Annotated in this window: 28 protein-coding genes; 27 read left to right on the top strand and 1 reads right to left on the bottom strand. The window is 60.8% G+C overall.

Annotated elements, in window-relative coordinates; genetic code table 11:
• Positions 1-4 precede the first annotated feature (4 nt).
• The 18 genes from fliE (at position 5) to flhB (ending at position 16,158) form a co-directional block, all read left to right on the top strand.
• Positions 5-337, top strand: a complete 333-nt coding sequence (gene fliE / locus RGV33_RS24315; protein WP_322146660.1) for a flagellar hook-basal body complex protein FliE — start codon at positions 5-7, stop codon at positions 335-337.
• Between the two features lie 14 nt (positions 338-351).
• On the top strand, positions 352-2,127 hold the full coding sequence (gene fliF / locus RGV33_RS24310) for a flagellar basal-body MS-ring/collar protein FliF (RefSeq protein WP_322146658.1): 1,776 nt from the start codon (positions 352-354) through the stop codon (positions 2,125-2,127).
• Positions 2,120-3,139, top strand: coding sequence for a flagellar motor switch protein FliG (gene fliG, locus RGV33_RS24305; protein WP_177043031.1), 1,020 nt, complete (start codon positions 2,120-2,122; stop codon positions 3,137-3,139). Before fliF ends, fliG begins: the two co-directional genes overlap by 8 nt.
• 10 nt (positions 3,140-3,149) lie before the next feature.
• A complete protein-coding gene (gene fliH / locus RGV33_RS24300) occupies positions 3,150-3,914 on the top strand; it encodes a flagellar assembly protein FliH (protein ID WP_322146656.1) in 765 nt (254 codons plus the stop codon).
• The gene (fliI, locus tag RGV33_RS24295) at positions 3,904-5,262 is read left to right on the top strand and encodes a flagellar protein export ATPase FliI (protein ID WP_087694334.1); all 1,359 of its coding nucleotides are present in this window, start codon (positions 3,904-3,906) and stop codon (positions 5,260-5,262) included. The genes fliH and fliI overlap by 11 nt, the downstream gene beginning before the upstream one ends.
• A gap of 3 nt (positions 5,263-5,265) precedes the next feature.
• Positions 5,266-5,715: a flagellar export protein FliJ gene (gene fliJ / locus RGV33_RS24290; protein ID WP_322146654.1), complete on the top strand. Its 450-nt coding sequence runs from the start codon at positions 5,266-5,268 to the stop codon at positions 5,713-5,715.
• A gap of 185 nt (positions 5,716-5,900) precedes the next feature.
• Complete coding sequence (locus tag RGV33_RS24285; RefSeq protein WP_322146652.1) at positions 5,901-6,206, top strand: STAS domain-containing protein; 306 nt, start codon at positions 5,901-5,903, stop codon at positions 6,204-6,206.
• A complete protein-coding gene (locus tag RGV33_RS24280; protein WP_322146650.1) occupies positions 6,203-7,921 on the top strand; it encodes an ATP-binding SpoIIE family protein phosphatase in 1,719 nt (572 codons plus the stop codon). Before RGV33_RS24285 ends, RGV33_RS24280 begins: the two co-directional genes overlap by 4 nt.
• Before the next feature lie 31 nt (positions 7,922-7,952).
• A complete protein-coding gene (locus RGV33_RS24275) occupies positions 7,953-8,300 on the top strand; it encodes an Hpt domain-containing protein (protein ID WP_322146648.1) in 348 nt (115 codons plus the stop codon).
• 871 nt (positions 8,301-9,171) lie between these two features.
• Complete coding sequence (locus RGV33_RS24270) at positions 9,172-10,542, top strand: flagellar hook-length control protein FliK (protein ID WP_322146646.1); 1,371 nt, start codon at positions 9,172-9,174, stop codon at positions 10,540-10,542.
• Positions 10,543-10,795: 253 nt separating this feature from the next.
• Positions 10,796-11,296 carry a flagellar basal body-associated protein FliL gene (gene fliL, locus RGV33_RS24265; RefSeq protein ID WP_322146644.1) on the top strand — a complete coding sequence of 167 codons (501 nt, stop codon included), beginning with the start codon at positions 10,796-10,798 and terminating at the stop codon, positions 11,294-11,296.
• A gap of 9 nt (positions 11,297-11,305) precedes the next feature.
• Complete coding sequence (gene fliM / locus RGV33_RS24260) at positions 11,306-12,274, top strand: flagellar motor switch protein FliM (protein ID WP_003214559.1); 969 nt, start codon at positions 11,306-11,308, stop codon at positions 12,272-12,274.
• 34 nt (positions 12,275-12,308) lie between these two features.
• Entirely contained in the window at positions 12,309-12,776 is a 468-nt protein-coding gene (gene fliN / locus RGV33_RS24255; protein WP_010166093.1) for a flagellar motor switch protein FliN, read from the top strand.
• A 1-nt stretch (position 12,777) separates the two neighbouring features.
• On the top strand, positions 12,778-13,212 hold the full coding sequence (gene fliO / locus RGV33_RS24250) for a flagellar biosynthetic protein FliO (RefSeq protein ID WP_322146642.1): 435 nt from the start codon (positions 12,778-12,780) through the stop codon (positions 13,210-13,212).
• Positions 13,212-13,955, top strand: coding sequence for a flagellar type III secretion system pore protein FliP (fliP, locus tag RGV33_RS24245; protein WP_322146640.1), 744 nt, complete (start codon positions 13,212-13,214; stop codon positions 13,953-13,955). The genes fliO and fliP overlap by 1 nt, the downstream gene beginning before the upstream one ends.
• 3 nt (positions 13,956-13,958) lie before the next feature.
• A complete protein-coding gene (gene fliQ / locus RGV33_RS24240; protein WP_003214552.1) occupies positions 13,959-14,228 on the top strand; it encodes a flagellar biosynthesis protein FliQ in 270 nt (89 codons plus the stop codon).
• 13 nt (positions 14,229-14,241) lie between these two features.
• Complete coding sequence (fliR, locus tag RGV33_RS24235) at positions 14,242-15,018, top strand: flagellar biosynthetic protein FliR (RefSeq protein ID WP_003214551.1); 777 nt, start codon at positions 14,242-14,244, stop codon at positions 15,016-15,018.
• 3 nt (positions 15,019-15,021) lie between these two features.
• Positions 15,022-16,158 carry a flagellar biosynthesis protein FlhB gene (flhB, locus tag RGV33_RS24230; protein WP_177043040.1) on the top strand — a complete coding sequence of 379 codons (1,137 nt, stop codon included), beginning with the start codon at positions 15,022-15,024 and terminating at the stop codon, positions 16,156-16,158.
• A 212-nt stretch (positions 16,159-16,370) separates the two neighbouring features.
• On the opposite strand, the gene RGV33_RS24225 is transcribed toward flhB, so the two are convergent.
• Positions 16,371-16,652, bottom strand: a complete 282-nt coding sequence (locus RGV33_RS24225) for a DUF6124 family protein (protein WP_322146636.1) — start codon at positions 16,650-16,652, stop codon at positions 16,371-16,373.
• 450 nt (positions 16,653-17,102) lie between these two features.
• Between RGV33_RS24225 and RGV33_RS24220 the strand changes: the two genes are divergently transcribed.
• The 9 genes from RGV33_RS24220 (at position 17,103) to RGV33_RS24180 (ending at position 25,946) form a co-directional block, all read left to right on the top strand.
• A complete protein-coding gene (locus tag RGV33_RS24220; RefSeq protein ID WP_322146634.1) occupies positions 17,103-17,330 on the top strand; it encodes a hypothetical protein in 228 nt (75 codons plus the stop codon).
• Positions 17,327-18,799 (top strand): S-type pyocin domain-containing protein, encoded by a 1,473-nt coding sequence (locus RGV33_RS24215; RefSeq protein ID WP_322146632.1) that lies wholly within the window; start codon positions 17,327-17,329, stop codon positions 18,797-18,799. Before RGV33_RS24220 ends, RGV33_RS24215 begins: the two co-directional genes overlap by 4 nt.
• Entirely contained in the window at positions 18,799-19,278 is a 480-nt protein-coding gene (locus tag RGV33_RS24210) for a DUF6392 family protein (RefSeq protein WP_322146630.1), read from the top strand. Before RGV33_RS24215 ends, RGV33_RS24210 begins: the two co-directional genes overlap by 1 nt.
• Positions 19,279-19,474: 196 nt before the next feature.
• Positions 19,475-21,589, top strand: a complete 2,115-nt coding sequence (gene flhA / locus RGV33_RS24205; RefSeq protein ID WP_416152137.1) for a flagellar biosynthesis protein FlhA — start codon at positions 19,475-19,477, stop codon at positions 21,587-21,589.
• A gap of 11 nt (positions 21,590-21,600) precedes the next feature.
• Entirely contained in the window at positions 21,601-22,917 is a 1,317-nt protein-coding gene (flhF, locus tag RGV33_RS24200; protein WP_322146626.1) for a flagellar biosynthesis protein FlhF, read from the top strand.
• A gap of 106 nt (positions 22,918-23,023) precedes the next feature.
• Positions 23,024-23,857, top strand: a complete 834-nt coding sequence (fleN, locus tag RGV33_RS24195; protein WP_003192912.1) for a flagellar synthesis regulator FleN — start codon at positions 23,024-23,026, stop codon at positions 23,855-23,857.
• Positions 23,854-24,594, top strand: coding sequence for an RNA polymerase sigma factor FliA (fliA, locus tag RGV33_RS24190; protein ID WP_008434817.1), 741 nt, complete (start codon positions 23,854-23,856; stop codon positions 24,592-24,594). Before fleN ends, fliA begins: the two co-directional genes overlap by 4 nt.
• Positions 24,595-24,764: 170 nt before the next feature.
• Complete coding sequence (locus RGV33_RS24185; RefSeq protein WP_005790040.1) at positions 24,765-25,139, top strand: chemotaxis response regulator CheY; 375 nt, start codon at positions 24,765-24,767, stop codon at positions 25,137-25,139.
• Between the two features lie 18 nt (positions 25,140-25,157).
• Positions 25,158-25,946 (top strand): protein phosphatase CheZ, encoded by a 789-nt coding sequence (locus RGV33_RS24180; RefSeq protein WP_322146617.1) that lies wholly within the window; start codon positions 25,158-25,160, stop codon positions 25,944-25,946.

Below are 25,946 nucleotides of genomic sequence, written 5' to 3'. Positions count from 1 at the left end.
GTTCATGAGCCAAGGTGTTGAGTTCAATCGGTTGATGTTGGATATGCGGTCCATGCAAATGGATGCCATGGCTCAACCGAAATCCGCCGCGCAAGCCGTACCGGAATTGGGCCAGAGCAACTTTGCCGACATGCTCGGCCAGGCCATCAACAAAGTCAGCGATACCCAGCAGGCATCCAATCAGTTGGCGACCGCCTTCGAGATCGGCAAAAGCGGCGTGGACCTCACCGACGTGATGGTCGCCTCGCAAAAAGCCAGCGTTTCATTCCAGGCCTTGACCCAGGTGCGTAACAAGCTGGTTCAAGCCTATCAAGACATCATGCAGATGCCGGTTTAAGGACGATTTGAGTCATGGCAGAAGCAGTCGTGGATAACGCACCCGCCAAGGCAGACGGCAAGCCGCCGCTGTTCGGGCTGTCGTTCCTGGAAAACCTCTCCGAGATGACCATGTTGCGTCAGGTGGGCCTGATGGTCGGCCTGGCTGCCAGCGTGGCGATTGGTTTTGCCGTGGTGCTGTGGTCCCAGCAACCGGATTACCGCCCGCTGTACGGCAGCCTGGCGGGCATGGATTCCAAGCAGATCATGGAAACCCTGGCGGCGGCAGACATTGCCTACACCGTCGAACCGAATTCCGGCGCCCTGTTGGTCAAGGCCGATGATGTGGCCCGTGCGCGGATGAAACTGGCGGCGGCCGGCGTGACCCCGTCCGACGCGAATATCGGCTTTGAAATCCTCGACAAGGACCAGGGCCTGGGCACCAGCCAGTTCATGGAAGCCACCCGCTACCGTCGCGGCCTGGAAGGCGAACTGGCGCGTACCATCTCTGCGTTGAACAACGTCAAGGGCGCCCGTGTGCACCTGGCAATTCCGAAAAGCTCGGTGTTTGTGCGCGATGAACGCAAGCCCAGCGCCTCGGTACTGGTTGAACTGTTTTCCGGCCGCTCGCTTGAGCCTGGCCAGGTGTTGGCGATCATCAACCTGGTGGCCACCAGCGTTCCCGAATTGAGCAAGTCGCAAATCACCGTGGTCGACCAGAAGGGCAACCTGCTGTCGGACCTCGCGGAAAACTCCTCGCTGACCATGGCCGGCAAGCAGTTCGACTACAGCCGCCGTATGGAAAGCATGCTGACCCAGCGCGTGCATAACATCCTGCAACCGGTGTTGGGCAACGACCGCTACAAGGCTGAAGTGTCGGCCGACGTGGACTTCAGCGCCGTCGAATCGACCTCCGAGCAGTTCAATCCGGACCAACCGGCGCTGCGCAGCGAGCAATCGACCACCGAGCAACGCACCGCCAGCAATGGCCCGCAAGGCGTGCCGGGTGCCCTGAGCAACCAGCCGCCGGCCCCGGCCACCGCTCCGCAAACCACCGGTGGCGCTGCCGCTACCGCAGGCGCGGTGCAACCTGGCCAGCCGCTGCTGGACGCCAACGGTCAGCAGATCATGGACCCGGCCACCGGCCAGCCAATGCTCGCGCCGTACCCGGCAGACAAGCGCAACCAGTCCACCAAGAACTTCGAGCTTGACCGCTCCATCAGCCACACCAAGCAGCAACAGGGCCGGATCAACCGCCTGTCGGTGTCGGTGGTTGTCGATGACCAGGTCAAGATCAACGCCGCAGACGGCGCCGTCACCCGTGCCCCGTGGAGCGCCGATGAATTGGCGCGCTTCACCCGGCTGGTGCAGGACGCGGTGGGCTTCGATGCCAGCCGTGGCGACAGCGTCAGCGTGATCAATATGCCGTTCTCCGCCGAGCGTGGCGAAGTCATCGCCGAGGCAGCGTTCTATACTCAGCCGTGGTTCTGGGACATCGTCAAGCAAGTGCTGGGAGTGCTGTTCATCCTGGTGCTGGTGTTCGGCGTGCTGCGCCCAGTGCTCAACAACATCACCGGCCACGGCAAAAAGCAGCTGGCCCTGGCCGGTGGCGACGTCGAGTTGGGTGGCATGGGCGGCCTCGATGGCGAACTGGCCAACGACCGCGTAAGCCTTGGTGGCCCGCAAAGCATTCTGTTGCCGAGCCCGAGCGAGGGTTATGACGCTCAGTTGAACGCAATCAAGAGCCTGGTGGCCGAAGACCCGGGGCGTGTGGCCCAGGTCGTGAAAGAGTGGATTAACGCAGATGAGTGATGCTCGAGTCGCTGTAGCCAAACTCTCCCGGGTCGACAAAGCCGCCGTGCTGTTGCTGTCCCTGGGAGAAACCGACGCCGCCCAAGTGCTGCGCCACATGGGCCCCAAAGAGGTTCAGCGAGTGGGCGTGGCCATGGCGCAAATGCGCAATGTGCACCGCGAGCAAGTCGAGCAGGTGATGAGCGAGTTCGTCGAGATCGTCGGCGACCAGACCAGCCTGGGTGTCGGCTCCGACAGCTACATTCGCAAGATGCTCACCTCGGCCCTTGGCGAAGACAAGGCCAACGGCCTGATCGACCGCATCCTGCTGGGCGGCAATACCAGCGGCCTCGACAGCCTCAAGTGGATGGAGCCGCGCGCCGTGGCCGACGTGATCCGCTACGAACACCCGCAGATCCAGGCGATCGTGGTGGCGTACCTGGACCCTGACCAGGCCGGTGAAGTGCTCGGCCATTTCGACCACAAGGTGCGCCTGGACATCATCCTGCGCGTCTCCTCGCTGAACACCGTGCAGCCGGCAGCCTTGAAAGAATTGAACACGATTCTCGAGAAGCAGTTCTCGGGCAACTCCAACGCGTCGCGTACCACTCTGGGCGGCATCAAACGTGCGGCCGACATCATGAACTTCCTCGACAGCTCGGTGGAAGGCCAGTTGATGGACTCGATCCGCGAGATCGACGACAGCCTGTCGGTGCAGATCGAAGACCTGATGTTTGTGTTCAACAACCTCTCCGACGTCGACGACCGTGGTATCCAGGCGTTGCTGCGTGAAGTGTCCTCCGATGTGTTGGTGCTGGCCCTCAAGGGCTCGGACGAAGGCGTCAAGGAAAAGATCTTCAAGAACATGTCCAAGCGGGCTTCCGAACTGTTGCGCGACGACCTGGAGGCCAAGGGCCCGGTGCGCGTCAGCGACGTGGAAACTGCGCAGAAAGAGATCCTCACCATTGCCCGCCGTATGGCCGAAGCCGGAGAAATCGTTCTCGGTGGGAAGGGCGGCGAAGAAATGATTTAAGGCGCCGCGCATGTCGAACAAAGATGAGACGCCCAGCGATCTGATTCGCGCACGGGACGTCGGAGGGTTCGACGTCTGGTCGCTGCCCAGTTTCGACCCGCATCGTCCGGAGCCTGAGCCCGCGCCGGTAGAAGAAACCCCGGCCGAAATGGAAGAAGTGCCGCTGGAAGAAGTCCAGCCACTGACCCTCGAAGAGCTCGAAAGCATTCGCCAGGAAGCCTACAACGAGGGCTTTTCCACCGGCGAAAAAGACGGTTTTCGCAGCACCACGCTCAAGGTTCGCCAGGAAGCCGAGGCGGCCCTGAGCGTCAAGCTCGCCAGCCTGGAAACCCTGATGGGCAGCCTGTTCGAGCCTATCGCCGAGCAGGATTCGCAGATCGAAAAAGCCATGGTCGGGCTGGTGGAGCACATCACCCGCCAGGTGATTCAGCGCGAGCTGGCCCTGGACTCCACGCAAATCGAAAGCGTGATGCGCGAAGCCCTCAAGCTGCTGCCTTTGGGCGTCGGCAACGTGCGGCTGTACATCAACCCGCAGGATTTCGAACAGGTCAAAGCCCTGCGCGAGCGCCATGAAGAAACCTGGCGCATTGTCGAAGACGTCGCGCTGCTGCCCGGTGGCTGCCGGGTGGAGACCGAACACAGCCGTATCGACGCCACGGTGGAGACGCGCATCACCCAAATCATGGCCAAGCTGTTTGACCAGTTGCACGAGCAGGCGCTACACCCGGCAGAGCCAGACCTGAGCGTCGAGCTGGATACCCCCGATGCGCCTTGATCGCACCAGCTTTGCCAAGCGCCTGGGTGGCTATGCCGAAGTCACCGAGTTGCCGGGCCAGCCGATCCTGGAGGGCCGCCTGCTGCGCATGGTCGGCCTGACCCTGGAAGCCGAAGGCCTGCGCGCCGCCATGGGCAGCCGCTGCATGGTGATCAACGACGACAGCTACCACCCGGTGCAGGTCGAAGCCGAAGTGATGGGCTTCTCCGGCAGCAAAGTCTTCCTGATGCCCGTCGGCAGTGTCGCCGGCATTGCACCCGGCGCCCGCGTGGTGCCGTTGGCCGACACCGGCCGCCTGCCCATGGGCATGAGCATGCTCGGTCGCGTACTCGATGGCGCCGGGCGCGCCCTCGACGGCAAGGGCGGCATGAAGGCCGAAGACTGGGTGCCGATGGACGGCCCGACCATCAACCCGCTCAAGCGCAACCCCATCAGCGTGCCGCTGGACGTGGGCATCCGCAGCATCAACGGTTTATTGACGGTGGGCCGCGGTCAGCGCCTGGGCCTGTTTGCCGGTACCGGCGTGGGTAAATCGGTGCTGCTGGGCATGATGACCCGCTTCACCGAGGCCGACATCATCGTGGTCGGGCTGATCGGCGAGCGGGGCCGCGAGGTGAAGGAATTCATCGAGCACAGCCTCGGCGAAGAAGGCCTCAAGCGTTCAGTCGTAGTCGCCTCACCGGCGGATGACGCGCCGCTGATGCGCCTGCGTGCCGCGATGTACTGCACGCGCATCGCCGAATATTTTCGCGACAAGGGTAAAAACGTTCTGTTGCTGATGGACTCCCTGACCCGTTTCGCCCAGGCCCAGCGGGAAATCGCCCTGGCCATCGGCGAGCCCCCGGCCACCAAGGGCTACCCGCCGTCGGTGTTCGCCAAGCTGCCCAAGCTGGTGGAACGTGCCGGTAATGCCGAAGCCGGTGGTGGTTCGATCACCGCGTTCTACACCGTGCTGTCCGAAGGCGATGACCAGCAGGACCCGATTGCCGACTCGGCGCGGGGCGTGCTCGACGGGCACATCGTGCTGTCGCGGCGCTTGGCCGAGGAAGGGCACTACCCGGCCATCGATATCGAAGCCTCCATCAGCCGGGTGATGCCGTCGGTGGTCACGCCTGAGCACATGATGCGTGCGCAGCAGTTCAAGCAACTGTGGTCGCGCTATCAACAGAGCCGCGACCTGATCAGCGTCGGCGCCTATGTGGCCGGCGGTGATCGCGAGACCGACCTGGCGATTGCCCTGCAACCGCAACTGGTGACTTACCTGCGCCAGGGCCTCAACGACAAGATCAGTATGGGTGAAAGCGAGGCACACCTGGGCACGATCTTCGCGCCGGCGCCAGGCGGATAAACCATGGCCAACACCCGCGCCGCACGCCTTGCCCCGGTGGTGGACATGGCCGAAAAAGCCGAAAAAACCGCCGTCCAGCGCCTGGGTTACTTCCAGGGCCAGGTTCGCCTGGCAGAAAGCAAACTGGGCGACCTGGAGCGCTTTCGCGGCGAGTACCAGCAGCAGTGGATCGAGCGTGGCAGCAAGGGCGTCTCCGGCCAATGGCTGATGGGCTACCAGGGCTTTCTCAACCAGTTGGAAACCGCCGTCGGCCAGCAGCGCCAGAGCCTGGCCTGGCACCAGGCCAACGTCGACAAGGCCCGCGACAGCTGGCAACAGGCCTACGCCCGGGTCGAAGGCCTGCGCAAACTGGTGCAGCGCTACATCGACGAAGCCCGCGCGCTGGAAGACAAGCGCGAGCAGAAGTTGCTCGATGAACTGTCCCAGCGTCTTCCCCGCCAAAGCCCCTATTAACAACGCCGCAGCCCCTGTGGGAGCGAGCTTGCTCGCGAAGGTCGTCAACGATAACGCGGGGCAATCAGGATTTACGCGCTGGTCTTGCGTTCTTCGCGAGCAAGCTCGCTCCTACATGGATTTGCCCACTGCCCCATCACCTGCTAAACCTTGTTGCACATTGCCAATGACAAGGAAGCAGTCGTATGCCAGTCGAATCAGAAGTGTCCCTGGACGGGACGAAGTTGACGATTACTGTCAGGGGGCGATTCGATTTCGGTAGCCACCAGGCCTTTCGTGATGCCTACGAGCGGTTTTACAAGGTGCCGGAAACCTACGTAGTGGACCTGAAAGAAACCACCTACATGGACAGCTCGGCCCTGGGCATGCTCCTGCTGCTGCGCGACCATGCCGGTGGCGACAATGCCGAGGTGCAGGTGGTCAACAGCAACTCTGACGTGCGCAAGATCCTCGCCATTTCCAACTTCGACAAATTGTTCGACCTCACTTGAGCGTCCTGGCCCCGGTGCTTGAAGCGCTGACGGTGTTGATTGCCGAAGACAGCGCTGCCGACCTGCTGTTGCTGTCGACCATCGTGCGCCGCCAGGGCCACCAGGTAATAACCGCCAGCAACGGCGAAGAGGCCGTGGAAGTGTTCACCCGCGAACGCCCACAGTTGGTGTTGATGGACGCGCTGATGCCGGTGATGGACGGCTTCGAGGCGGCGCGGCAGATCAAGCAACTGGCGGGTGAGGCGCTGGTGCCGATCATCTTTCTCACCTCCCTGCGCGAAAGCGAAGCCCTGGCCCAATGCCTGGATGCCGGCGGTGACGACTTCCTGGCCAAGCCCTATAACCAGGTGATCCTCGCGGCGAAGATCAACGCCATGGACCGCCTGCGCCGTTTGCAAGCCACCGTGTTGCAGCAGCGCGACCTGATTGCCCGGCACCACGACTACCTGCTGCAGGAGCAACGGGTGGCCAAGGCGGTGTTCGACAAGGTCGCGCATTCTGGCTGTATCAATGCCGCGCCGAACATCCGCTACGTGCAATCGCCCTATGCGTTGTTCAACGGTGACCTGCTGCTGGCGGCCTACACGCCGTCGGGCGATATGCATGTGCTGCTGGGGGACTTTACCGGCCATGGTTTGCCGGCGGCGGTCGGCGCCATGCCGCTGGCGGAAGTGTTCTATGGCATGACCGCCAAGGGCTACGGCCTGGCACAAACCCTGCGAGAGATGAACGCCAAGCTCAAGCGCATCCTGCCGATAGACATGTTCTGTTGCGCCACCTTGCTGTGCCTCAGCGCGCAGCGGCGGGTGGTGGAAGTGTGGAACGGCGGCATGCCCGAGGGCTATGTGCATGACATCGCCACGGGCAAGCGCACGCCGCTGGTGTCGCGGCACCTGCCATTGGGGGTGCTGGCGGCCGAGGCGTTTGATGACCGCACTGAAGTCTGGCCGATGGCGCTGGGTGACCGGGTGTTTTTGCTGTCGGATGGCGTGCTGGATACGGCAGATGCCCATGAGCAGTTGTTTGGCGCCGAGCGTTTGCAGCAGGTGTTTGCGGCCAACCGCGAGCCTGACCGCTTATTTGAAGAGATCGAGCAGGCGCTGGCGGGGTTTCGCGGCGAGGTGCGCGATGACATCAGCATGGTGGAGATCAGCCTGCAGGCGGGTGAGCCGTTGCGGTCGCCGTCGGTGGTGTATTCCGACAGCGGCCAGTCTTCGCCGCTGGATTGGTCGGTGAGTTTTGAGTTTCGTGCCCAGACGCTTAAGTCCTACAACCCTTTGCCGTATTTGCTGCAACTGCTGTTGGAAATTCATGGGCTGCGCGAGCAGAGCGGTGCGTTGTATAGCGTGATGGCGGAGCTGTATTCCAATGCCCTGGAGCATGGCGTACTGCGGCTGGATTCGCGGCTCAAGCGGGATGCCGAGGGGTTTGCTGCCTATTACCTTGAGCGTAATGAGCGGTTGGCGCAGTTGAGCAGCGGGTTTGTGCGGGTGCACCTGAATGTGGTGCCGACTGGGGAGGGTGGTCGCCTGACCTTGCGGATCGAGGACAGTGGGCCGGGGTTTGATGTGGAGAAGGTGTTGGGCAGGCCGTTGGATGTTGACCGTCTGTCTGGTCGGGGGTTGAGCCTGGTGCGGCAGTTGAGCAGCGATGTAGGCTGGACTGACGGAGGGCGGTGTGTGTGCGTGGAGTTTTCATGGACGGCTCTGGCATAATCCGCCGATTCTTGATTCAAGGAGCGAACAAGTGGCAGAGATTCATCTGGACCCCGATGTGCTGACTGGCTTGCAGGAGGTCATGGAGGGCGAGTATCCGAAGTTGCTCGATACGTTTCTTGATGACTCGCAAAAGCGGGTCGAGGCGTTGCGCAGGGCGCGGGATGACGCCAAGGCGTTGGGGCGGATTGCGCATAGCTTCAAGGGGAGTAGCGGTAACCTTGGGGCTGTGCGGTTGGCTGAACTTTGTCAGTTGCTTGAGGATAAGTCGGCCAAGCCTGTGGTTACGGATTTGGGGCGATTGGTGGATGAGATTGACCATGAATTCGCGCTGGTGCGGCCGTTGTATGAGCATGAGCGGGGGCGGTTTGGGCTCTGACGCTATTGGTGTACATATCCGTTATTTAGGTCATGGCGGCTTAGGGTTCCGCTCTTACAGCGGCTCACTTTGGAAAAGCCCCAAAGTAAGCAAATGGCTCTGCCCCGCCTGTCGGCGCCTCGCCTAGGCTCGGCGTTCCCTCACTCCGGCACCGCGAAGCGGGCCGCCGCGACGGCCCGTCCCTGGCCCGTCGCGGCTAAACCGGCGTCCTGCCGGTTTACCCGCTCCTCAATCCCTGCGTTCGGCCTCGGGCTGAATGGGGCAGTCAGATCAAGATCACAAGCAGATCAAGGGCACGGCGGCCTACAGGCCGGCTTGAGTGTTAAAAGCCAGAGCAAAAGCTGTAGGAGCTGGCTTGCCGGCGATGCAGGCGACTCGGTTTTTCAGACACACCGCGGCGATGCCATCGCAGGCAAGCCAGCTCCCACATTTGAACCGTGCCCGCCCGCTTTAGCTTTTGATCTGGCTTTTAACACTCAAGCCGGCCTGTAGGCCGCTGTGTTCTTGATCTGCTTGTGATCTTGATCTTAGGCGCCCCGTCAACCACGCTGGCCGAACGCAGGTAGTACGGAGCGGGTAAACCGGCAGGACGCCGGTTTAGCCGCGACGGGGCAGGGACGGCCCGTCGCGGCGGCCCGCGTAGTAATGCCGGAGTGAGGGCACACCGAGCCTAAGCGAGGTGCCGAGTGGTGGGGCAAGAGCCTTTTGGTTACTTTTGGGCTCCTTTCAAAAGTGACCCGCTGTAAAAGCGGAACCAATAGCAGCCCTGACAAAAACAACGGATATACACACCAAACCCCAAAGCTGGCCCAACTCTTGCTGTACCTCCTGTAACCGCACCCTCGACCCCTGTGCGGCGGAGACTCTTCATATGGCAATCACCTCGAACTCGCTGCTTCAGGCGGCCTCTGCGGCCAAGCCTCAAGCGCCCGCGGCCAATCCGCCGGTAGCCGCTGCAGACCCGCGGGACAAGGCCCCGGGCTTCGCTCAGGTGTTCGCCAAACAGGCCCCCGCGCCTGCGGCAAAACCCACCGACACACCCATCAAATCGCCCCGCGACAAGCCGGCGGACACCAGCACCAAGCCCGCAGCCAATAACGACAAGCCTGCCGCCGGCACCCCAGCAGTTGCCGATAACGGCAAGACTTTGCCTGCCACCCCGCCAGCCAAACCCGATACCTCGGACACCACCGCCAAGGCCGATGACAATGCCCCGGCAGACGATCCGTCCCTGGCCCAGCAACCTCCGGTCGACCCCGCTGTCGACCCGGCGCTGGTGGCCGCAGTGGTGCCTGTTCCCGTCCCTGTTACGCCTGCGCCTGTAGAAACACCGGCACCGGCTGCGGCAAAAGACGACAAAACCCAGCCAGTCGTGGCACCGCCAGTGGCCGCCACGGACGATGCCAAACCCACCTTCGACCCCGAGGCCGATCCGCTGGATGCGATGCCCACCGTGCGCCTGGCCATGGAGCAAGGCGGGCACGTTTCCGCCAGCAGCCAGGCCCCGGCAAAAAACACTTCAGCCCCAACCCAGGACCAACCGACTGCCGCGCAGAGCTTCGCCACCGGCCTTGCCAATATGGTCGATCAGCAGGCGACCAAGGACAGCGCCGACCAGGGCGGCGACAAAGCCTTTACCGGCCTGATCGAAGGCGGTCTCAAGGACCTGAAGGACGCCAGCAGCGACACCCGTGTCGATGACTTCGCCAACCGCCTCGCCGCGCTGACCCAGGCCGCCACGCCGAAAACCGCAAATGCCCTGCCGCCGGTGGCCAATGCGCCGCTGGCCATGCACCAAAGCGGCTGGACTGATGAGGTGGTGAACCGGGTCATGTACCTGTCCAGCGCCAATCTCAAGTCGGCGGAAATCCAGTTGCAGCCCGCTGAACTGGGCCGCTTGGACATCAGTGTGAAAATGTCCGCCGACCAACAGGCGCAGGTCACCTTCATGAGCGGCCACGCGGTGGTGCGTGAAGCCCTGGAAAGCCAGTCGGGCCGCCTGCGCGAGATGTTCGCCCAGCAGGGCATGGGCCAGGTTGACGTCAACGTGTCCGACCAGTCCCGTGGCTGGCAGGGTCAGCAGGGCCAGGACCAGCAACAGCAGAACCAGGCCCGCGGCGTCAGCGGCAGTGGCGGGCGTGGTGATGGGGCTGATGGCGGCGGTGTCGGTGAAGTGGCCGAAGTTGCAGCGCCGGTGATTCAGTCGGTGATCGGCTCCAGCGCCGTGGACTATTACGCCTGATCTGAGCTTGGTGGCCATCCTGTGGCGAGGGAGCTTGCTCCCGTTGGAGGGCGAAGCCCTCCCAAGCTTTTCGCCGCCGTACACCGGTTAAACCTTGCTCTCTGATTTGGGGCTACTTCGCAGCCCAACGGGAGCAAGCTCCCTCGCCACAGGGATCGTCCCTGTTTCGTCAGTCTTCATGACAACTCTGGCATAACACTTGCTCTTGCCTTCCGCATAACTATGAATCCCCGAATAGTGACGGATTATTGGCATGGCGAAGAGCGACGACGTAGCAAAAGCACCCGCAGGCAAGGGCAAGCTCAAGCTTATCCTGCTGATTGTACTGGGCTTGATCCTGGCGATCGGCGTGTCCGTGGGGGCTACCTGGTACTTCATGCACAGTGCCAGCAGCAAACCGGCAGCGACTGCCGAGGCCAACCCCAACGTCAAGCAACCGGCAATCTTCGAGCCGATGCTTCCGGCGTTTGTCGCCAACTTCAATCAGAACGGCCGTCAACGCTACCTGCAGGTGAGCATTACCCTGCTGGCGCGTAACCAGGCCGATCTGGATGCCCTCAAGGTGCATATGCCCGTGATTCGCAACAACCTGGTGATGCTGTTCTCCGCCCAGGGCTTCGACACCCTCGTCACCCCGGTGGGCCAGGAAATGCTGCGCCAGAAGGTCACTGCCAGCGTGCAGGAAGTGGCCCAGAAGGAAGTCGGCAAGCCTGTGATCGAGCAGGTGCTCTTCACTAATTTCGTATTGCAGTAGGATCACGACATGGCCGTGCAAGACCTGCTGTCCCAGGATGAAATCGATGCGCTGCTCCATGGCGTCGACGATGGTCTGGTACAGACCGAAATGGCTGCCGAGCCCGGCAGCGTCAAAAGCTACGACCTGACCAGCCAGGATCGCATCGTCCGTGGACGCATGCCGACCCTGGAAATGATCAACGAGCGTTTCGCCCGTTACACCCGCATCAGCATGTTCAACATGCTGCGCCGCTCGGCGGACGTGGCGGTGGGCGGCGTGCAGGTGATGAAGTTCGGTGAATATGTGCACTCGCTGTACGTGCCCACCAGCCTCAACCTGGTCAAGATCAAGCCGCTGCGCGGTACCGCGCTGTTCATCCTCGACGCCAAGCTGGTGTTCAAGCTGGTGGACAACTTCTTCGGCGGTGACGGCCGTCACGCCAAGATCGAAGGCCGTGAGTTCACCCCGACTGAATTGCGCGTGGTGCGCATGGTGCTGGAGCAGGCCTTCATCGACTTGAAGGAAGCCTGGCAGGCGATCATGGAAGTCAATTTCGAGTACATCAACTCGGAAGTGAACCCGGCCATGGCCAATATCGTCGGCCCCAGCGAAGCCATTGTGGTCTCCACCTTCCATATCGAACTCGATGGCGGTGGCGGCGACCTGCACGTGACCATGCCGTACTCGATGATCGAGCCGGTGCGCGAGATGCTCGACGCTGGCTTCCAGTCTGACCTCGACGACCAGGACGAACGCTGGGTGAAAGCCCTGCGCGAAGACCTGCTGGACGTCGACGTACCCCTGAGCGCCACCGTGGCCCGTCGCCAGCTGCGTTTGCGGGATATTTTGCACATGCAGCCGGGGGATGTGATTCCCGTCGACCTGCCGGAAGAACTGATCATGCGCGCCAATGGCGTGCCGTCGTTCAAGGTCAAGCTCGGTTCTCACAAAGGCAACCTGGCGTTGCAAGTGATTGAACCGATCAACCGTCGCTGATCCAACCTAATTTCTGCTCCGCCGAGGACATGTAATGGCTACTGAACACGAAAACACTTCCGCCGAAGACCAGGCCCTGGCTGACGAGTGGGCGGCTGCCCTGGAAGAAACCGGCGATGTCGGCCAGGACGATATCGACGCGCTGCTGGCGGCCGATGCGGCCACTGCACCGGTCGGCAATCGCATTCCCATGGAAGAGTTCGGCAGCGTGCCGAAGAACAACGAGCCGGTGACCCTGGACGGTCCGAACCTGGACGTGATCCTCGACATCCCGGTGTCGATTTCCATGGAAGTCGGCAGCACTGAAATCAACATCCGCAACCTGCTGCAACTCAACCAGGGTTCGGTGATCGAGCTGGACCGCCTGGCCGGCGAGCCGCTGGACGTGCTGGTCAACGGCACGTTGATCGCGCATGGCGAAGTGGTGGTGGTCAACGAGAAGTTCGGCATCCGCCTGACCGACGTGATCAGCCCGAGCGAACGCATCAAGAAGTTGCGTTGATATGAAGCGCTCATTGGTAGGACTGTTATCCACGCTGCCCTTGAGCGTAATGGCAGCAGAGCCGGTCGCCCAGGCAGCCGCACCGGCGCTCGGCAGCGGCGTGGGCGGGCAATTGACCCAACTGATGTTGGGTTTGTTGCTGGTGGTGGGGCTGATCTTTGTGCTCGCCTGGGTGCTGCGCCGCGTGCAGCGCATCGGCCCTGGCAATGCGCAGGTTATCGAACTGGTAGGTTCGCGCGCCCTGGGCCCGCGGGACCGGCTGGTGCTGGTGCAAGTGGGCGATGAGCAGATTCTGCTGGGCATCACCCCCGGCCGCATCACCCCGCTGCACGTGCTCAAGACACCTATGGAAGTGGCCCAGACTCAAGCGGCCACACCGGAATTCGCCCAGCGCCTCATGGAGTTGCTGGGCAAGGATCAGAAGGATAAGAAGTAATGCGCGTTTTATTGACGCTCATGCTGTTGCTCGCAGCGCCGTTGGCGTTTGCGGCGGACCCGTTGTCGATCCCGGCGATTACCCTGGGCACCAACGCGGCGGGCGCGCAGGAATATTCGGTCAGCCTGCAGATCCTGCTGATCATGACCGCACTGAGCTTCATCCCCGCGTTCGTGATGCTGATGACCAGCTTCACCCGCATCATCATCGTGTTCTCGATTTTGCGTCAGGCCCTCGGCCTGCAGCAGACGCCGTCGAACCAGATCCTCACCGGCATGGCGCTGTTCCTGACGCTGTTCATCATGGCGCCGGTGTTCGACAAGGTGAACCAGCAAGCCCTGCAACCGTACCTGGCAGAAAAAATGACCGCCCAGGATGCGATCGACAAGGCACAAGGCCCGATCAAGGATTTCATGCTGTCGCAGACCCGTTCCAGCGACCTTGAGCTGTTCGTGCGCTTGTCCAAGCGTACCGACATCGCCAGCCCCGACATGGCGCCGCTGACCATCCTGGTGCCGGCGTTCGTCACCTCGGAGTTGAAGACCGCGTTCCAGATCGGCTTTATGATCTTCATTCCGTTCCTGATCATCGACCTCGTGGTTGCGAGCGTGCTGATGGCCATGGGGATGATGATGCTGTCGCCGCTGATCATTTCGTTGCCGTTCAAGATCATGCTGTTCGTGTTGGTGGACGGGTGGGCGCTGATTATCGGCACCCTGGCGGGCAGTTTTGGTGGGGTATAGAACATGACGCCAGAAGTAGCGGTCGACCTGTTTCGTGAAGCGCTGTGGCTGACCACCATGATGGTCGCCGTGCTGGTGGTGCCGAGCCTGTTGGTGGGCCTGCTGGTGGCGATGTTCCAGGCCGCGACCCAGATCAACGAACAGACCCTGAGCTTCCTGCCGCGCCTGCTGGTGATGCTGATCACCCTGATCGTCGCCGGCCCGTGGCTGGTGCAAACCTTCATGGAATACATCCTGCAGCTGTACGGCAGTATTCCGCAGTTGATCGGCTGACCGCGTGAATTCGATGTTGGCGTTGACCGACACCCAGATCAGCACCTGGGTGGCGTCGTTCATCCTGCCGTTGTTCCGGGTTACCGCAGTGTTGATGACCATGCCGGTGTTCGGCACCACCCTGGTACCGCGGCGCATTCGCCTGTACTTCGCGGTGGCGATCACCGTGGTCATCGTGCCGGGCTTGCCGCCGATGCCGCCGGTGAATGCGCTGGACCTCAGCGCGATGATGCTGATCGCCGAGCAAATCATCATCGGCGCCTTGCTGGGCTTCTCGCTGACGCTGTTCTTCCAGGCCTTCGTGATCGCCGGGCAAATCATCTCGATCCAGATGGGCATGGGCTTCGCGTCCATGGTCGACCCTACCAACGGCGTGTCGGTGGCGGTGATCGGGCAATTCCTGACGATGCTGGTGACCTTGCTGTTCCTGGCGATGAACGGCCACCTGGTGGTGTTCGAGGTCATGACCGAAAGCTTCACCACGTTGCCGGTGGGCAGCGGGTTGGTGGTCAATCATTTCTGGGAGCTGGTGGGGCGCTTGAGCTGGGTGCTGGGTGCTTCGTTGCTGCTGGTACTGCCGGCGATCACCGCGCTGCTGGTGGTCAATATCGCCTTTGGCGTGATGACCCGCGCGGCGCCGCAGTTGAACATCTTCTCTATCGGTTTCCCGTTGACCCTGGTGCTGGGCATGGGGATTTTCTGGGTCGGCATGGCTGACATTCTCAATCAGTATCAACCGCTGGCGACCGACGCCTTGCAGTTCTTACGTGACTTGGCGCGGGCGCGGTAAGCCATGGCCGAGAGCGAGAGTGGCCAGGACAAAACAGAAGACCCCACGGAGAAACGTAAAAAGGACTCCCGGGAAAAGGGCGAGATTGCCCGCTCCAAAGAGCTCAATACCCTGGCGATCATGCTCGCCGGTTCCGGTGGGCTGCTGATCTACGGCGGTGGCTTGGCCCTGGACCTGATGGAGCTGATGCGCCTGAATTTCTCCCTGCCCCGTGACGTGCTGTTGAGCCCGGGCGCCATGGGCTTGTACCTGCTGCACTCCGGCAAGATCGCGATCCTGGCGGTGCAGCCAATCTTGATCACCTTGCTGCTGGCCGCCTTGATCGGCCCGATTTCCCTCGGCGGCTGGCTGTTTGCCGCCGGCAGCATGGCGCCCAAATTCAGCCGAATGAACCCTGGCCCCGGGCTCAAGCGGATGTTTTCCACCAAGGCCCTGGTGGAACTGCTCAAGGCCTTGGCCAAGTTCATCCTGATCCTGTTCGTGGCGTTGACGGTATTGTCATCCGACATCGACGACCTGCTGCGCATCGCCCATGAGCCGATCGAACTGGCGATCATCCACAGTGTGCAAGTGGTGGGCTGGAGTTCGCTGTGGATGGCCTGCGGGTTGATCATCATTGCCGCGGTGGATGCGCCGATCCAGCTGTGGGAAAGCCACAAGAAGCTGCTGATGACCAAGCAGGAAGTGCGCGACGAGCACAAGGACCAGGAAGGCCGCCCCGAGGTCAAACAGCGGATTCGCCAGCTGCAGCGCGAAATGTCCCAGCGCAAGATGATGGCCTCGGTGCCCGACGCCGACGTGGTCATCACCAACCCGACGCACTACGCCGTGGCGCTCAAGTACGACCCGGAGAAGGGCGGGGCACCGATGTTGCTGGCCAAGGGCAGTGATTTTACCGCGTTGAAAATCCGTGAAATTGCGGTGGCCAATGATATTTTGCTGCTGGAATCGCCGGAGTTGGCGCGGTCGATCTTCTATTCCACCGACCTCGACCAGGAGATTCCGGCCGGGTTGTATCTGGCGGTGGCGCAGGTGCTGGCGTACGTGTACCAGATCCGCCAGTACCGCGCGGGCAAGGGCAAGCGTCCAGACCCGCTCAAAGACCTGCCAATTCCGCCGGATTTGCGTCGCGATTCTTGAGGTTGCTGAACAACCCTGCGGGCAGCCGCTTCGCTTTTTGTGGTGAGCGGGCTTGCTGTGGTGAGCGGGCTTGCTGTGGTGAGCGGGCTTGCCCCGCGCTGGGCTGCGCAGCAGCCCCATAACCGGCAACCTCATAGTGCCTGACACGCGCAGTGATTTTGCCGGGTCTGCTTCGCAGCCCAGCGCGGGGCAAGCCCGCTCACCACATGCTGTTAGCGATACCTCATTGGCGCTGACTGCTCAATGTCATCCAGCACCCGATCTGCCAGCAACCGCGCTACCTCAATCAGCTGCGCAATCCCCAGCGCGCCTTCCCGTTTTGATCCTTCCAGCTCAAAAGCAAAGTCGCAGGTCAGGGCGTGGGCCGAAGCCAGTGTTTCGGTGAGGTTGACCAGCAGGTCTTCGGTGCTGATGCCGTCGATGACGGTGAACAGCACGACGGGGGTGTTGTGGGTTTCGGAATCGAGTGGAGGGTTTGGTGTGGGTTTGATCATTGTGAAGCTCCTGAATTAAATGGAGCTGCCACTTATCGCCGCGACGCGATGGGGTGGTAGCTGTACGCAGGTTCGCGGACCGGGATCAGGAAACCGGCATACCCGAAGGTATCCCGCGCACAGCCACCATGGCGCCGCACAGTAGACGATAAAAAGGCGTCAACTGAAAGCGGACAATGGCGCTTTGCGCCTGAATTCACTCGGGCCGCGACGCCCGCCCGCTGCGTTTGCAGCGGTGCCCGAAGACTAGAGATCGACTTTCCCACCGGCAACCCTAAATACCTGTCGGACGTTTCGCGCACCCTTAAATACCTAGCTGAACGGTCAGTTGTTTGGCTTCAGGGTCTTCGTCAATATCCCCTGCGCGTCATTCAGGCGCGATCCCACGCCTCATGAATCAACACCCTCGCGGTGTTCGAGCCCGCTTGGGCGCCAGAAAAGGACAGCACAATGGAAGATGCAAAAACAGCAGGCCAGCACCTCGTGGACGAGTCCATGGCCAGGCAAGCTGCACGTCCCGTTAAAGCGACTTATGACTATGCAACATTGGGTTCCAATACTCGAATGCGCGGCGAGATAGTTACTGCCAGCACCGGTGTATTGATTGTTGAGTACGCAGACGGCGACGGTATCCCGGGTCTTCTGCAGCCCGGCTACTTGATAGAGAGCCAGATGTGAGGCGCTACAACATCACCGACGGGGCGAAAACCACGGCACGCGGTGTGGTTAAGGCCGGCCTTGATGGTGCAGAAATCGAAGGGAAGCTGATTGCCCGGGAAGGCGACAGAGTTGCCTGCCCAACCTGCGAAAGCCTGGGTGTTATCGAATGCATCGGCCCTCGTCTGGTTCAAACGTGGGAAGGGCGCCAAACGGCTCTGGACGGCGATCTGTGCCGGTGTAAATGCAGCCCCCCGCCCACGTTGATCGCCAATCAAAGCCTGATGTACCAGAGCCTTGAGCCGGCCCCGCAGCCCCGTGTTGCACCACGAAGCATGCCGCCTGTTGACAGCCTGGCGCCTTCCAGCTTCGTCACACCGGCTATGACGAGTCCACCGGCAAGCGTCTGCGTATTCGCCAAGTCCTGCATTTCAGTCCCGGTCGGTTCGACAGCCGCAGGAGAGACTCCTGAACGTGCAGCCAATTTTGGCGCTGTCGCACTGATGGGCTCGACGGGTACGGGTGGCGTTGTTGGGCGTGTGGCGGGAACGCTGGGCGCGGATCTTGGTGCCTGGGCTGTTCGCGGACTTACTGGGGCCGCTGCCGGAGCCAGCTCGGCGTTGAATGTCGTGATGTTGGCTTTTTGGCCACGGGATATCGGGGATTCAACGCTGCACAGCACGGAGCAATTGGCGAGCATGCAAGTTGCCAGTACCCGGGTGCGCTTCCAGTTTCGTTTTGATGAGGCTGGGGACATGCGGGTTTACGGCCTGCATACAAGGCCGGGCAGTGGCGCCGATCGTGTGCCGGTAACACAGGCCAGATGGAGCGCCGACAAGAGCGCGATGGTGGCGGTGCTGGACGGTATTTCTATCCTCTGGACGCCGAACAACGGCCCGGTGGTGAATGCGCCGACGCCTTATCCCGGTACCCCTGAGAGGTTGGATAACCTGCTGGTGCATCCGATTCCGGTGGGGCAGGAGACGGGGATTACGCACTATCCGGGACGGGATGCTGAGGACGTTACCTGGCAGGATACGATCATCACGTTTCCTGCTGATTCGGGTGTGCCGCCGTTGTATTTGGTGTTTGCCAAGCCGGCGGTAAAGCCGTTGGAGGTAGATACTTACGGTGCATTCAGTGGACGACCAAGAAACGGTTTACATGTGGATCACATGCCCTCTCAGGCCGCCTTGAAGCGTTATTTGGAAGCAAAAGCAGAGCTTGATGATGATGAAATCGGAGCATTAATGAGGAGTGTTGGCGGCATCGCTATTCCTGCACGGGTTCATCAAAGGTTTAGCGAGACATATGGCGGTAGAAATACTAAGGCTAGGCAACGTTTGGACGCCGGCGATCTGCGGGAAGCAGTTGAGAGTAATTTCGATGCAATAAAGCCTTACCTGTTAGAGGAGGGGTACTCGGAGTCTGAACTTGAGGGCGCGCGTGCCAAACTGCACAAAGTAAATGAAGATCAGGGGTGGTACTGATGGACTCTTTCACAATAAACGGCTGGCTGGTGGGGCTTGGTCGCACCTATGGTGAGCTTGTCAGCGAAGGTGCAATTCTTAACCTTCCGTTGAAGCCAATGTTTGACACGCCTGACAATGAGGATTTACTTCAGAATCCTGCAGCTGGCGTGAAGCTATGGTTTTGGGCTGATTCCAAGCGCTTGAAAAAAGTAATGATCACTTTGATCCAGACAGTTGGCCAGCCGGTCTATACAGGTCAATTGCCTGAACCGTTCGGGCTGCATATGAACCGGGGTTCAGTGCGTAACGTTCTCGGGGAACCGAATGAGTCGAAACTCCCTGTCAAGCTTCCCGGTGGTCTTGGGATGCGAAGTGGCTCAGATACTTATTATCTGACTCAAGCGGCTTATCCTAACGTTAAGGTGACGTTCAGCTACCTCGAAAACCTGTCCGTGAACAACATTAGCTTCTCCCTGATCAAGGTCGACCAAGACTGATCGTTTTCGTACGCCCAAAGCAAAAAAGGGGGCGCATTTATTTCGTCGAAGATAAATGCGCCTACCCAACAAAAATCCTCCTCCCGTCCCCCTCAAGCAAAAGTTGGAAGGCTTCTTGCAATACCGCTTCCAGGACGCCTCCCGGCGTCAAAAGTTTGCTTCAAGGAAACGAGGAATACCGGTGGATCGTTCTCAAATGCTCAACACGGCCCGTGGCACCCTGACTGACCTCTCGCGGGGCAATCTGGGTGTGCCGTTGTTGTTGCTGGTGATGCTGGCAATGATGATGTTGCCGATGCCGCCGTTCCTGCTGGATGTGTTCTTTACCTTCAACATCGCGCTGTCCGTGGTGGTGCTGCTGGTGTGCGTATACGCCCTGCGGCCACTGGATTTCGCGGTGTTCCCGACGATTCTGCTGATCGCCACGCTGCTGCGCCTGGCGCTGAACGTGGCCTCTACCCGCGTGGTGATGCTCCACGGCCAGGACGGCCACGCCGCCGCAGGCAAGGTGATCCAGGCCTTCGGCGAAGTGGTGATCGGCGGTAACTATGTGGTCGGTATCGTGGTGTTCGCGATCCTGATGATCATCAACTTTGTGGTGGTGACCAAGGGCGCCGGGCGGATTTCCGAGGTGAGCGCACGTTTCACCCTCGACGCGATGCCCGGCAAACAGATGGCCATCGACGCCGACCTCAACGCCGGCCTGATCGATCAGAACCAGGCCAAGACCCGTCGCCTTGAAGTCGCCCAGGAAGCCGAGTTCTACGGTTCCATGGACGGTGCCAGCAAATTCGTGCGCGGCGACGCCATCGCCGGCCTGCTGATTCTGTTTATCAACCTGATCGGCGGCATGGCGGTCGGTATCTTCCAGCACGGCATGACCTTCGGCGACGCCGGCAAGGTTTACGCCTTGCTGACCATCGGTGACGGTTTAGTGGCGCAATTGCCATCACTGTTGTTATCTACAGCTGCGGCGATCATGGTCACCCGTGCTTCGGGCTCCGAAGACATGGGTAAGCAGATCAGTCGGCAGATGTTTGCCTCGCCCAAGGCGCTGGCTGTGGCGGCGGGCATCATGGCGATCATGGGCATCGTGCCGGGTATGCCGCATTTCTCGTTCTTGAGCATGGCGGCCTTGGCGGCAGGCGGTGCCTATCTGTTCTGGAAAAAACAAAACAACATCAAGGTGATCGCCCAGCAGGAGGTCGCGCGCCAGCAGGAACTGCTGCCGTCACCAGCCCGCGCCCAGGAAACCAAGGAGTTGGGCTGGGACGACGTGACCCCGATCGACATGATCGGCCTGGAAGTCGGCTACCGCCTGATTCCGCTGGTAGACCGCAACCAAGGCGGGCAATTGCTGGCGCGGATCAAGGGCGTGCGCAAGAAGCTGTCCCAGGACCTGGGCTTTTTGATGCCCACCGTGCACATCCGCGACAACCTCGACCTGGCCCCGAGTGCCTACCGCCTGACCCTGATGGGCGTGATCCTGGCCGAAGCCGAGATCTACCCGGACCGCGAACTGGCGATCAACCCGGGCCAGGTATTCGGCAGCCTCAATGGCATTACCGCCAAAGATCCGGCTTTTGGCCTGGAAGCGGTATGGATCGAAATCAGCCAGCGCAGCCAGGCGCAGTCGCTGGGCTACACCGTGGTCGACGCCAGTACGGTGGTCGCAACGCACCTCAACCAGATTCTGTACAAGCACTCCCACGAGCTGCTGGGGCACGAAGAAGTCCAGCAACTCTTGCAATTGCTGGCCAAGGCTTCGCCAAAACTGGCCGAAGAGCTGGTGCCGGGCGTGCTGTCCACCTCACAACTGCTCAAGGTGTTGCAAGCGCTGTTGGCCGAACAGGTGCCGGTGCGGGACATTCGCAGCATTGCCGAGGCCATCGCCAACAATGCCGCCAAGAGTCAAGATACTGCCGCCCTGGTGGCCGCCGTGCGCGTCGGATTGTCGCGTGCAATCGTTCAAAGCATTGTAGGGCTTGACTCCGAGCTGCCTGTTATCACCCTGGAGCCAAGGTTGGAACAAATATTGCTCAATAGTATTCAGAAGGCAGGGCAGGGCGCCGATGAAGGCGTGTTGCTGGAGCCAAGCATGGCTGAGAAGCTGCAGCGTTCGTTGATTGAGGCCGCGCAGCGCCAGGAGATGGAAGGCCATCCGGTGATCCTGCTGGTAGCAGGGCCCGTGCGGGCGATGTTGTCGCGGTTTGGACGCCTGGCTATTCCGAATTTGCACGTTTTGGCTTATCAGGAAATTCCTGACAACAAGCAAGTGACTATCGTCGCGACTGTAGGGCCCAACGGCTGAGGTAGTGGGATATGCAAGTGAAGCGTTTTTTCGCCGCCGATATGCGTCAGGCCATGAAACTGGTACGTGATGAGTTGGGCGCCGACGCTGCGATTATCGGTAACCGTCGTATTGCCGGCGGTGTCGAGCTGACGGCTGCCCTCGATTACAAGCCCTCGGCCCTGGCGCCGCGTGTGCCAAACATGGAACTGGAAGACGAGCTGCGCAAGACCGCTTCGCGCATTGTCTCGGCCCAGGCTGAACTGAGCATGCGTGGCGACAGCGACGCCACCACCAATCGCCAGCTGTTTGCCGGCCTGCCGCTGACGGCGTCCGAACCTCTGGTAGAACCGACGTTTGTTGAACCGCCACGTCCTGCTGCGCCCGCTCCGGCGCCAGCAGTAGATCAGCGCGTGTTCGACTCGATGCGTTTTGAACTCAATGGCCTGCGTGAACTGCTGGAAGTGCAGTTGGGCTCGCTGGCCTGGAACCAGTTGCAGGGCAGCCAGCCGCAGCAGGCCAACCTGTGGCGTCGTCTGCAGCGCATCGGCCTGTCCGGCCCGTTGTCCCGCGACCTGCTGCAGCTGACCACCCAGATTGAAGAACCTCGTCAGGCCTGGCGCATGCTCCTGGCCCACTTGGCGCGGATGATTGTCACCCCGGAAATCGAACCCCTGGAAGAAGGCGGCGTGATTGCCATGGTCGGCCCTGCCGGCATGGGCAAGACCACCACCCTGGCCAAGCTGGCCGCGCGTTATGTGCTTAAGTACGGCGCTTCGAATATTGCCTTGGTGAGCATGGACAGCTACCGCATCGGCGCCCAGGAGCAACTCAAGACCCTGGGCCGCATCCTCAATGTGCCGGTGACCCATGTCGACCCGGGCCAGTCCCTGGCCAACGCCCTCGACCCGCTGCTGCGCAAGCGCGTGGTGTTGATCGACACCGCCGGCCTGCAAGCCAGCGACCCGGCACTGCGCATGCAACTGGAAAGCCTGGCCGGGCGCGGGATCAAATCCAGAAACTATTTGGTACTTGCTACCACCAGCCAGAAACAGGTATTGACCGCCGCTTACCATAGCTATAAGCGCTGCGGGCTGGCGGGCTGCATCCTGACTAAACTGGATGAAACGGCGAGCCTGGGCGAAGTGTTGAGCCTGGCCATCAGCCATGAATTACCGGTTGCCTACCTGACCGACGGGCCGCGGATCCCGGATGATTTGCATCTGCCGCGCCGTCATCAGTTGGTCAGCCGGGCTGTCAGTGTGCAAATGCAGGAAGAACCGAGTGAGGAAGCGATGGCCGACATGTTCGCTGACCTCTACCACAGCCCGAACAAACGAGTCGGCTGAGGACAACATGAACACAGTGCAAAGTATCTACATCGATGGTCTGCCAGCAGTTCGCGCGGCCAACATATGTAGCCTGCGTCTAAGCAAGACAAGGTAAAGAAATAAAATGGGCAGCATGCATCCCGTACAGGTGATCGCGGTGACCGGCGGCAAAGGTGGCGTCGGGAAAACTAACGTGTCAGTGAATTTGTCCCTGGCCCTGGCAGAGCTTGGCCGTCGCGTCATGCTGCTGGATGCTGACCTGGGTCTGGCGAACGTCGACGTTCTGCTGGGACTGACGCCTAAACACACCCTGGCCGACGTCATCGAAGGCCGCTGTGAGCTGCGCGACGTGCTGTTGCAAGGCCCCGGCGGGATTCGCATCGTGCCGGCCGCTTCCGGCACCCAGAGCATGGTGCACCTGAGCCCGGCGCAACATGCCGGCCTGATTCAGGCGTTCAGTGACATCGGCGACAACCTCGACGTGCTGGTGATCGACACCGCCGCCGGGATCGGCGAGTCCGTGGTCAGCTTCGTGCGCGCAGCGCAAGAAGTGTTGCTGGTGGTGTGCGACGAACCCACCTCGATCACCGACGCCTACGCCCTGATCAAACTGCTTAACCGTGACTACGGCATGAACCGCTTCCGCGTGCTGGCCAACATGGCCCAAAGCCCGCAGGAAGGGCGAAATCTGTTCGCCAAGTTGACCAAGGTCACGGATCGCTTCCTCGATGTCGCCTTACAATACGTTGGCGCAGTTCCTTACGACGAGTGCGTACGCAAGGCCGTGCAAAAGCAGCGTGCGGTCTATGAAGCGTTCCCTCGTTCGAAGTGCGCATTGGCGTTCAAGGCTATTGCCCAGAAGGTCGATACCTGGCCGTTGCCCGCCAACCCGCGCGGGCATCTGGAGTTTTTCGTCGAGCGATTGGTGCATCAGACGAGCGCAGGACCGGTGCTATGACAGCCAGCGGCTACAACCTTTACAAGAAGTCGGCACGTGACAGTCAGGTCGAATTGATCGAGCGCTATGCGCCCCTGGTCAAGCGCATTGCCTATCACTTGCTGGCGCGCCTGCCCGCCAGCGTGCAGGTCGAAGACTTGATCCAGGCCGGGATGATCGGCTTGCTTGAAGTGTCGACCAAGTACGACGCGAGCAAGGGCGCGAGTTTCGAGACCTACGCGGGTATTCGTATCCGTGGGGCCATGCTCGATGAAGTGCGTAAAGGTGATTGGGCGCCGCGTTCGGTACACCGCAATACGCGGATGGTAAGTGACGCAATTCGCTCAATTGAAGCAAAAACCGGTCGCGACGCTAAAGATCACGAAGTTGCGGCCGAACTCCAATTGAGTCTCGACGATTACTACGGGATTTTGAACGATACCTTGGGCAGCCGGCTGTTCAGTTTCGACGACCTGTTACAGGACGGCGAGCATGAAGGGCTGCACGAGGACGGCGCGAGTGCTCATCTCGAACCGTCACGCGACCTGGAAGATGAACGCTTCCAAAGTGCGCTGGCGGACGCGATTGCCAATTTGCCGGAGCGTGAGCGACTGGTGTTGGCGCTGTACTACGACGAAGAGCTGAACCTCAAGGAAATCGGTGAGGTCCTGGGGGTCAGCGAATCGCGGGTCAGCCAGTTACACAGCCAGTGCGCAGCCCGCTTGCGGGGGCGTTTGGGAGAGTGGCGAGCGCGCTGACAGGCAGTGTGGGGACACTGCGAACGATACCGTCCAGGCCTTGCGCCCGGACGGGCTTGGCCCGTGGTGCGCCCCCGGTAGTCCTTTTTGTGTAACGCCTGTTGATTGATATGGCGCGCCCAGGTGCTGGGCGCGTTTAAGACTGCTTGGAGGTCGAATTGGACAAGAACATGAAAATCCTCATCGTTGATGACTTCTCAACGATGCGGCGGATCATAAAAAACCTGTTGCGTGACCTTGGGTTCACTAACACGGTCGAGGCGGATGACGGCATTACAGCGATTCCGATCCTCAACAGCGGGAGCATCGACTTTCTGGTAACGGACTGGAACATGCCGGGCATGACCGGTATCGACCTGCTGCGCCACGTGCGCGCGGATGAAAAACTGCGCAGCCTGCCTGTGCTGATGGTGACCGCTGAAGCCAAGCGTGAACAGATCATCGAAGCCGCCCAGGCTGGGGTCAACGGCTACGTGGTCAAGCCATTCACTGCATTGGCCTTGAAAGAGAAGATCGAAAAAATCTTCGAACGCATCGGTCATTGATGCTGCCACGGGGGAGCTATGGAGCATAAAGAAACGTCACAGGGCGATTTTGAGTCGACCCTGAAAAAACATGCTCACCAACTCGTCGAAAGCCTTGAAAAAGGCCAGTTCGGTGACGCGGTGCAGTTAATCCATGAGCTCAACCAGACCCGTGACCGCGGCCTGTATCAGGAAGTGGGCAAACTTACGCGTGAGTTGCACAGTGCGATTGTCAATTTCCAGATTGACCCGCACATGCCCCAGGCCGAAGAAATCTCGCAGATCACGGATGCCACCGAACGCCTGTCCTATGTGGTCCGGCTGACTGAGGCGGCGGCCAACCGCACCATGGACCTGGTGGAAAACGCCACGCCTCTGGTCAACGGTATGGCCAGTGAAGCCAAGGCCCTGAGCAACGATTGGGGCCGGTTCATGCGTCGGGAAGTGGGCGCTGAAGAGTTTCGTGAACTGGCGCGCCGGGTCGAAGGCTTTTTGTCGCGCAGCGAGCAGGACAACCGCACGGTTTCCAGCAACCTCAACGACATCCTGCTGGCCCAGGACTACCAGGACCTCACCGGCCAGGTGATCAAGCGCGTCACCCAACTGGTCACCGAAGTGGAAAGCAACCTGCTCAAACTGGTGTTGATGGCGGGCCAGGTCGACCGGTTTGCCGGCATCGAACATGACCGCGAAGCGATCCTTTCTGAAAAAGATCCACAAAAACACCTCGCCAAGGGTGAAGGTCCGCAGATTCATGCCGATAAACGTGAAGACGTTGTATCCGGGCAAGACGACGTAGACGATTTGCTGTCCAGTTTAGGCTTCTAA

Source organism: Pseudomonas sp. Bout1, from assembly GCF_034314165.1.
In the GTDB taxonomy this organism is placed as follows: domain Bacteria; phylum Pseudomonadota; class Gammaproteobacteria; order Pseudomonadales; family Pseudomonadaceae; genus Aquipseudomonas.
Note: the sequence above shows the minus strand (reverse complement) of the source record. Positions and strands in the feature narration are given on the sequence as shown.

Bases quoted from the DNA above. Each gene is read 5' to 3' on its own strand.
- fliJ (WP_322146654.1), top strand. From the start codon at position 5,266: ATGGCCAACACCCGCGCCGCACGCCTTGCCCCGGTGGTGGACATGGCC.
- fliG (WP_177043031.1), top strand. From the start codon at position 2,120: ATGAGTGATGCTCGAGTCGCTGTAGCCAAACTCTCCCGGGTCGACAAA.
- fliO (WP_322146642.1), top strand. From the start codon at position 12,778: ATGAAGCGCTCATTGGTAGGACTGTTATCCACGCTGCCCTTGAGCGTA.
- fliQ (WP_003214552.1), top strand. From the start codon at position 13,959: ATGACGCCAGAAGTAGCGGTCGACCTGTTTCGTGAAGCGCTGTGGCTG.
- fliI (WP_087694334.1), top strand. From the start codon at position 3,904: ATGCGCCTTGATCGCACCAGCTTTGCCAAGCGCCTGGGTGGCTATGCC.
- RGV33_RS24220 (WP_322146634.1), top strand. From the start codon at position 17,103: ATGGAAGATGCAAAAACAGCAGGCCAGCACCTCGTGGACGAGTCCATG.
- fliH (WP_322146656.1), top strand. From the start codon at position 3,150: ATGTCGAACAAAGATGAGACGCCCAGCGATCTGATTCGCGCACGGGAC.
- fliR (WP_003214551.1), top strand. From the start codon at position 14,242: ATGTTGGCGTTGACCGACACCCAGATCAGCACCTGGGTGGCGTCGTTC.
- flhF (WP_322146626.1), top strand. From the start codon at position 21,601: ATGCAAGTGAAGCGTTTTTTCGCCGCCGATATGCGTCAGGCCATGAAA.
- RGV33_RS24285 (WP_322146652.1), top strand. From the start codon at position 5,901: ATGCCAGTCGAATCAGAAGTGTCCCTGGACGGGACGAAGTTGACGATT.
- fliM (WP_003214559.1), top strand. From the start codon at position 11,306: ATGGCCGTGCAAGACCTGCTGTCCCAGGATGAAATCGATGCGCTGCTC.
- fliF (WP_322146658.1), top strand. From the start codon at position 352: ATGGCAGAAGCAGTCGTGGATAACGCACCCGCCAAGGCAGACGGCAAG.
- RGV33_RS24185 (WP_005790040.1), top strand. From the start codon at position 24,765: ATGAAAATCCTCATCGTTGATGACTTCTCAACGATGCGGCGGATCATA.
- fliE (WP_322146660.1), top strand. From the start codon at position 5: ATGAGCCAAGGTGTTGAGTTCAATCGGTTGATGTTGGATATGCGGTCC.
- RGV33_RS24225 (WP_322146636.1), bottom strand. From the start codon at position 16,652: ATGATCAAACCCACACCAAACCCTCCACTCGATTCCGAAACCCACAAC.
- flhA (WP_416152137.1), top strand. From the start codon at position 19,475: ATGCTCAACACGGCCCGTGGCACCCTGACTGACCTCTCGCGGGGCAAT.
- fliN (WP_010166093.1), top strand. From the start codon at position 12,309: ATGGCTACTGAACACGAAAACACTTCCGCCGAAGACCAGGCCCTGGCT.
- fliL (WP_322146644.1), top strand. From the start codon at position 10,796: ATGGCGAAGAGCGACGACGTAGCAAAAGCACCCGCAGGCAAGGGCAAG.
- fleN (WP_003192912.1), top strand. From the start codon at position 23,024: ATGGGCAGCATGCATCCCGTACAGGTGATCGCGGTGACCGGCGGCAAA.
- RGV33_RS24270 (WP_322146646.1), top strand. From the start codon at position 9,172: ATGGCAATCACCTCGAACTCGCTGCTTCAGGCGGCCTCTGCGGCCAAG.
- RGV33_RS24180 (WP_322146617.1), top strand. From the start codon at position 25,158: ATGGAGCATAAAGAAACGTCACAGGGCGATTTTGAGTCGACCCTGAAA.
- fliA (WP_008434817.1), top strand. From the start codon at position 23,854: ATGACAGCCAGCGGCTACAACCTTTACAAGAAGTCGGCACGTGACAGT.
- fliP (WP_322146640.1), top strand. From the start codon at position 13,212: ATGCGCGTTTTATTGACGCTCATGCTGTTGCTCGCAGCGCCGTTGGCG.
- flhB (WP_177043040.1), top strand. From the start codon at position 15,022: ATGGCCGAGAGCGAGAGTGGCCAGGACAAAACAGAAGACCCCACGGAG.
- RGV33_RS24210 (WP_322146630.1), top strand. From the start codon at position 18,799: ATGGACTCTTTCACAATAAACGGCTGGCTGGTGGGGCTTGGTCGCACC.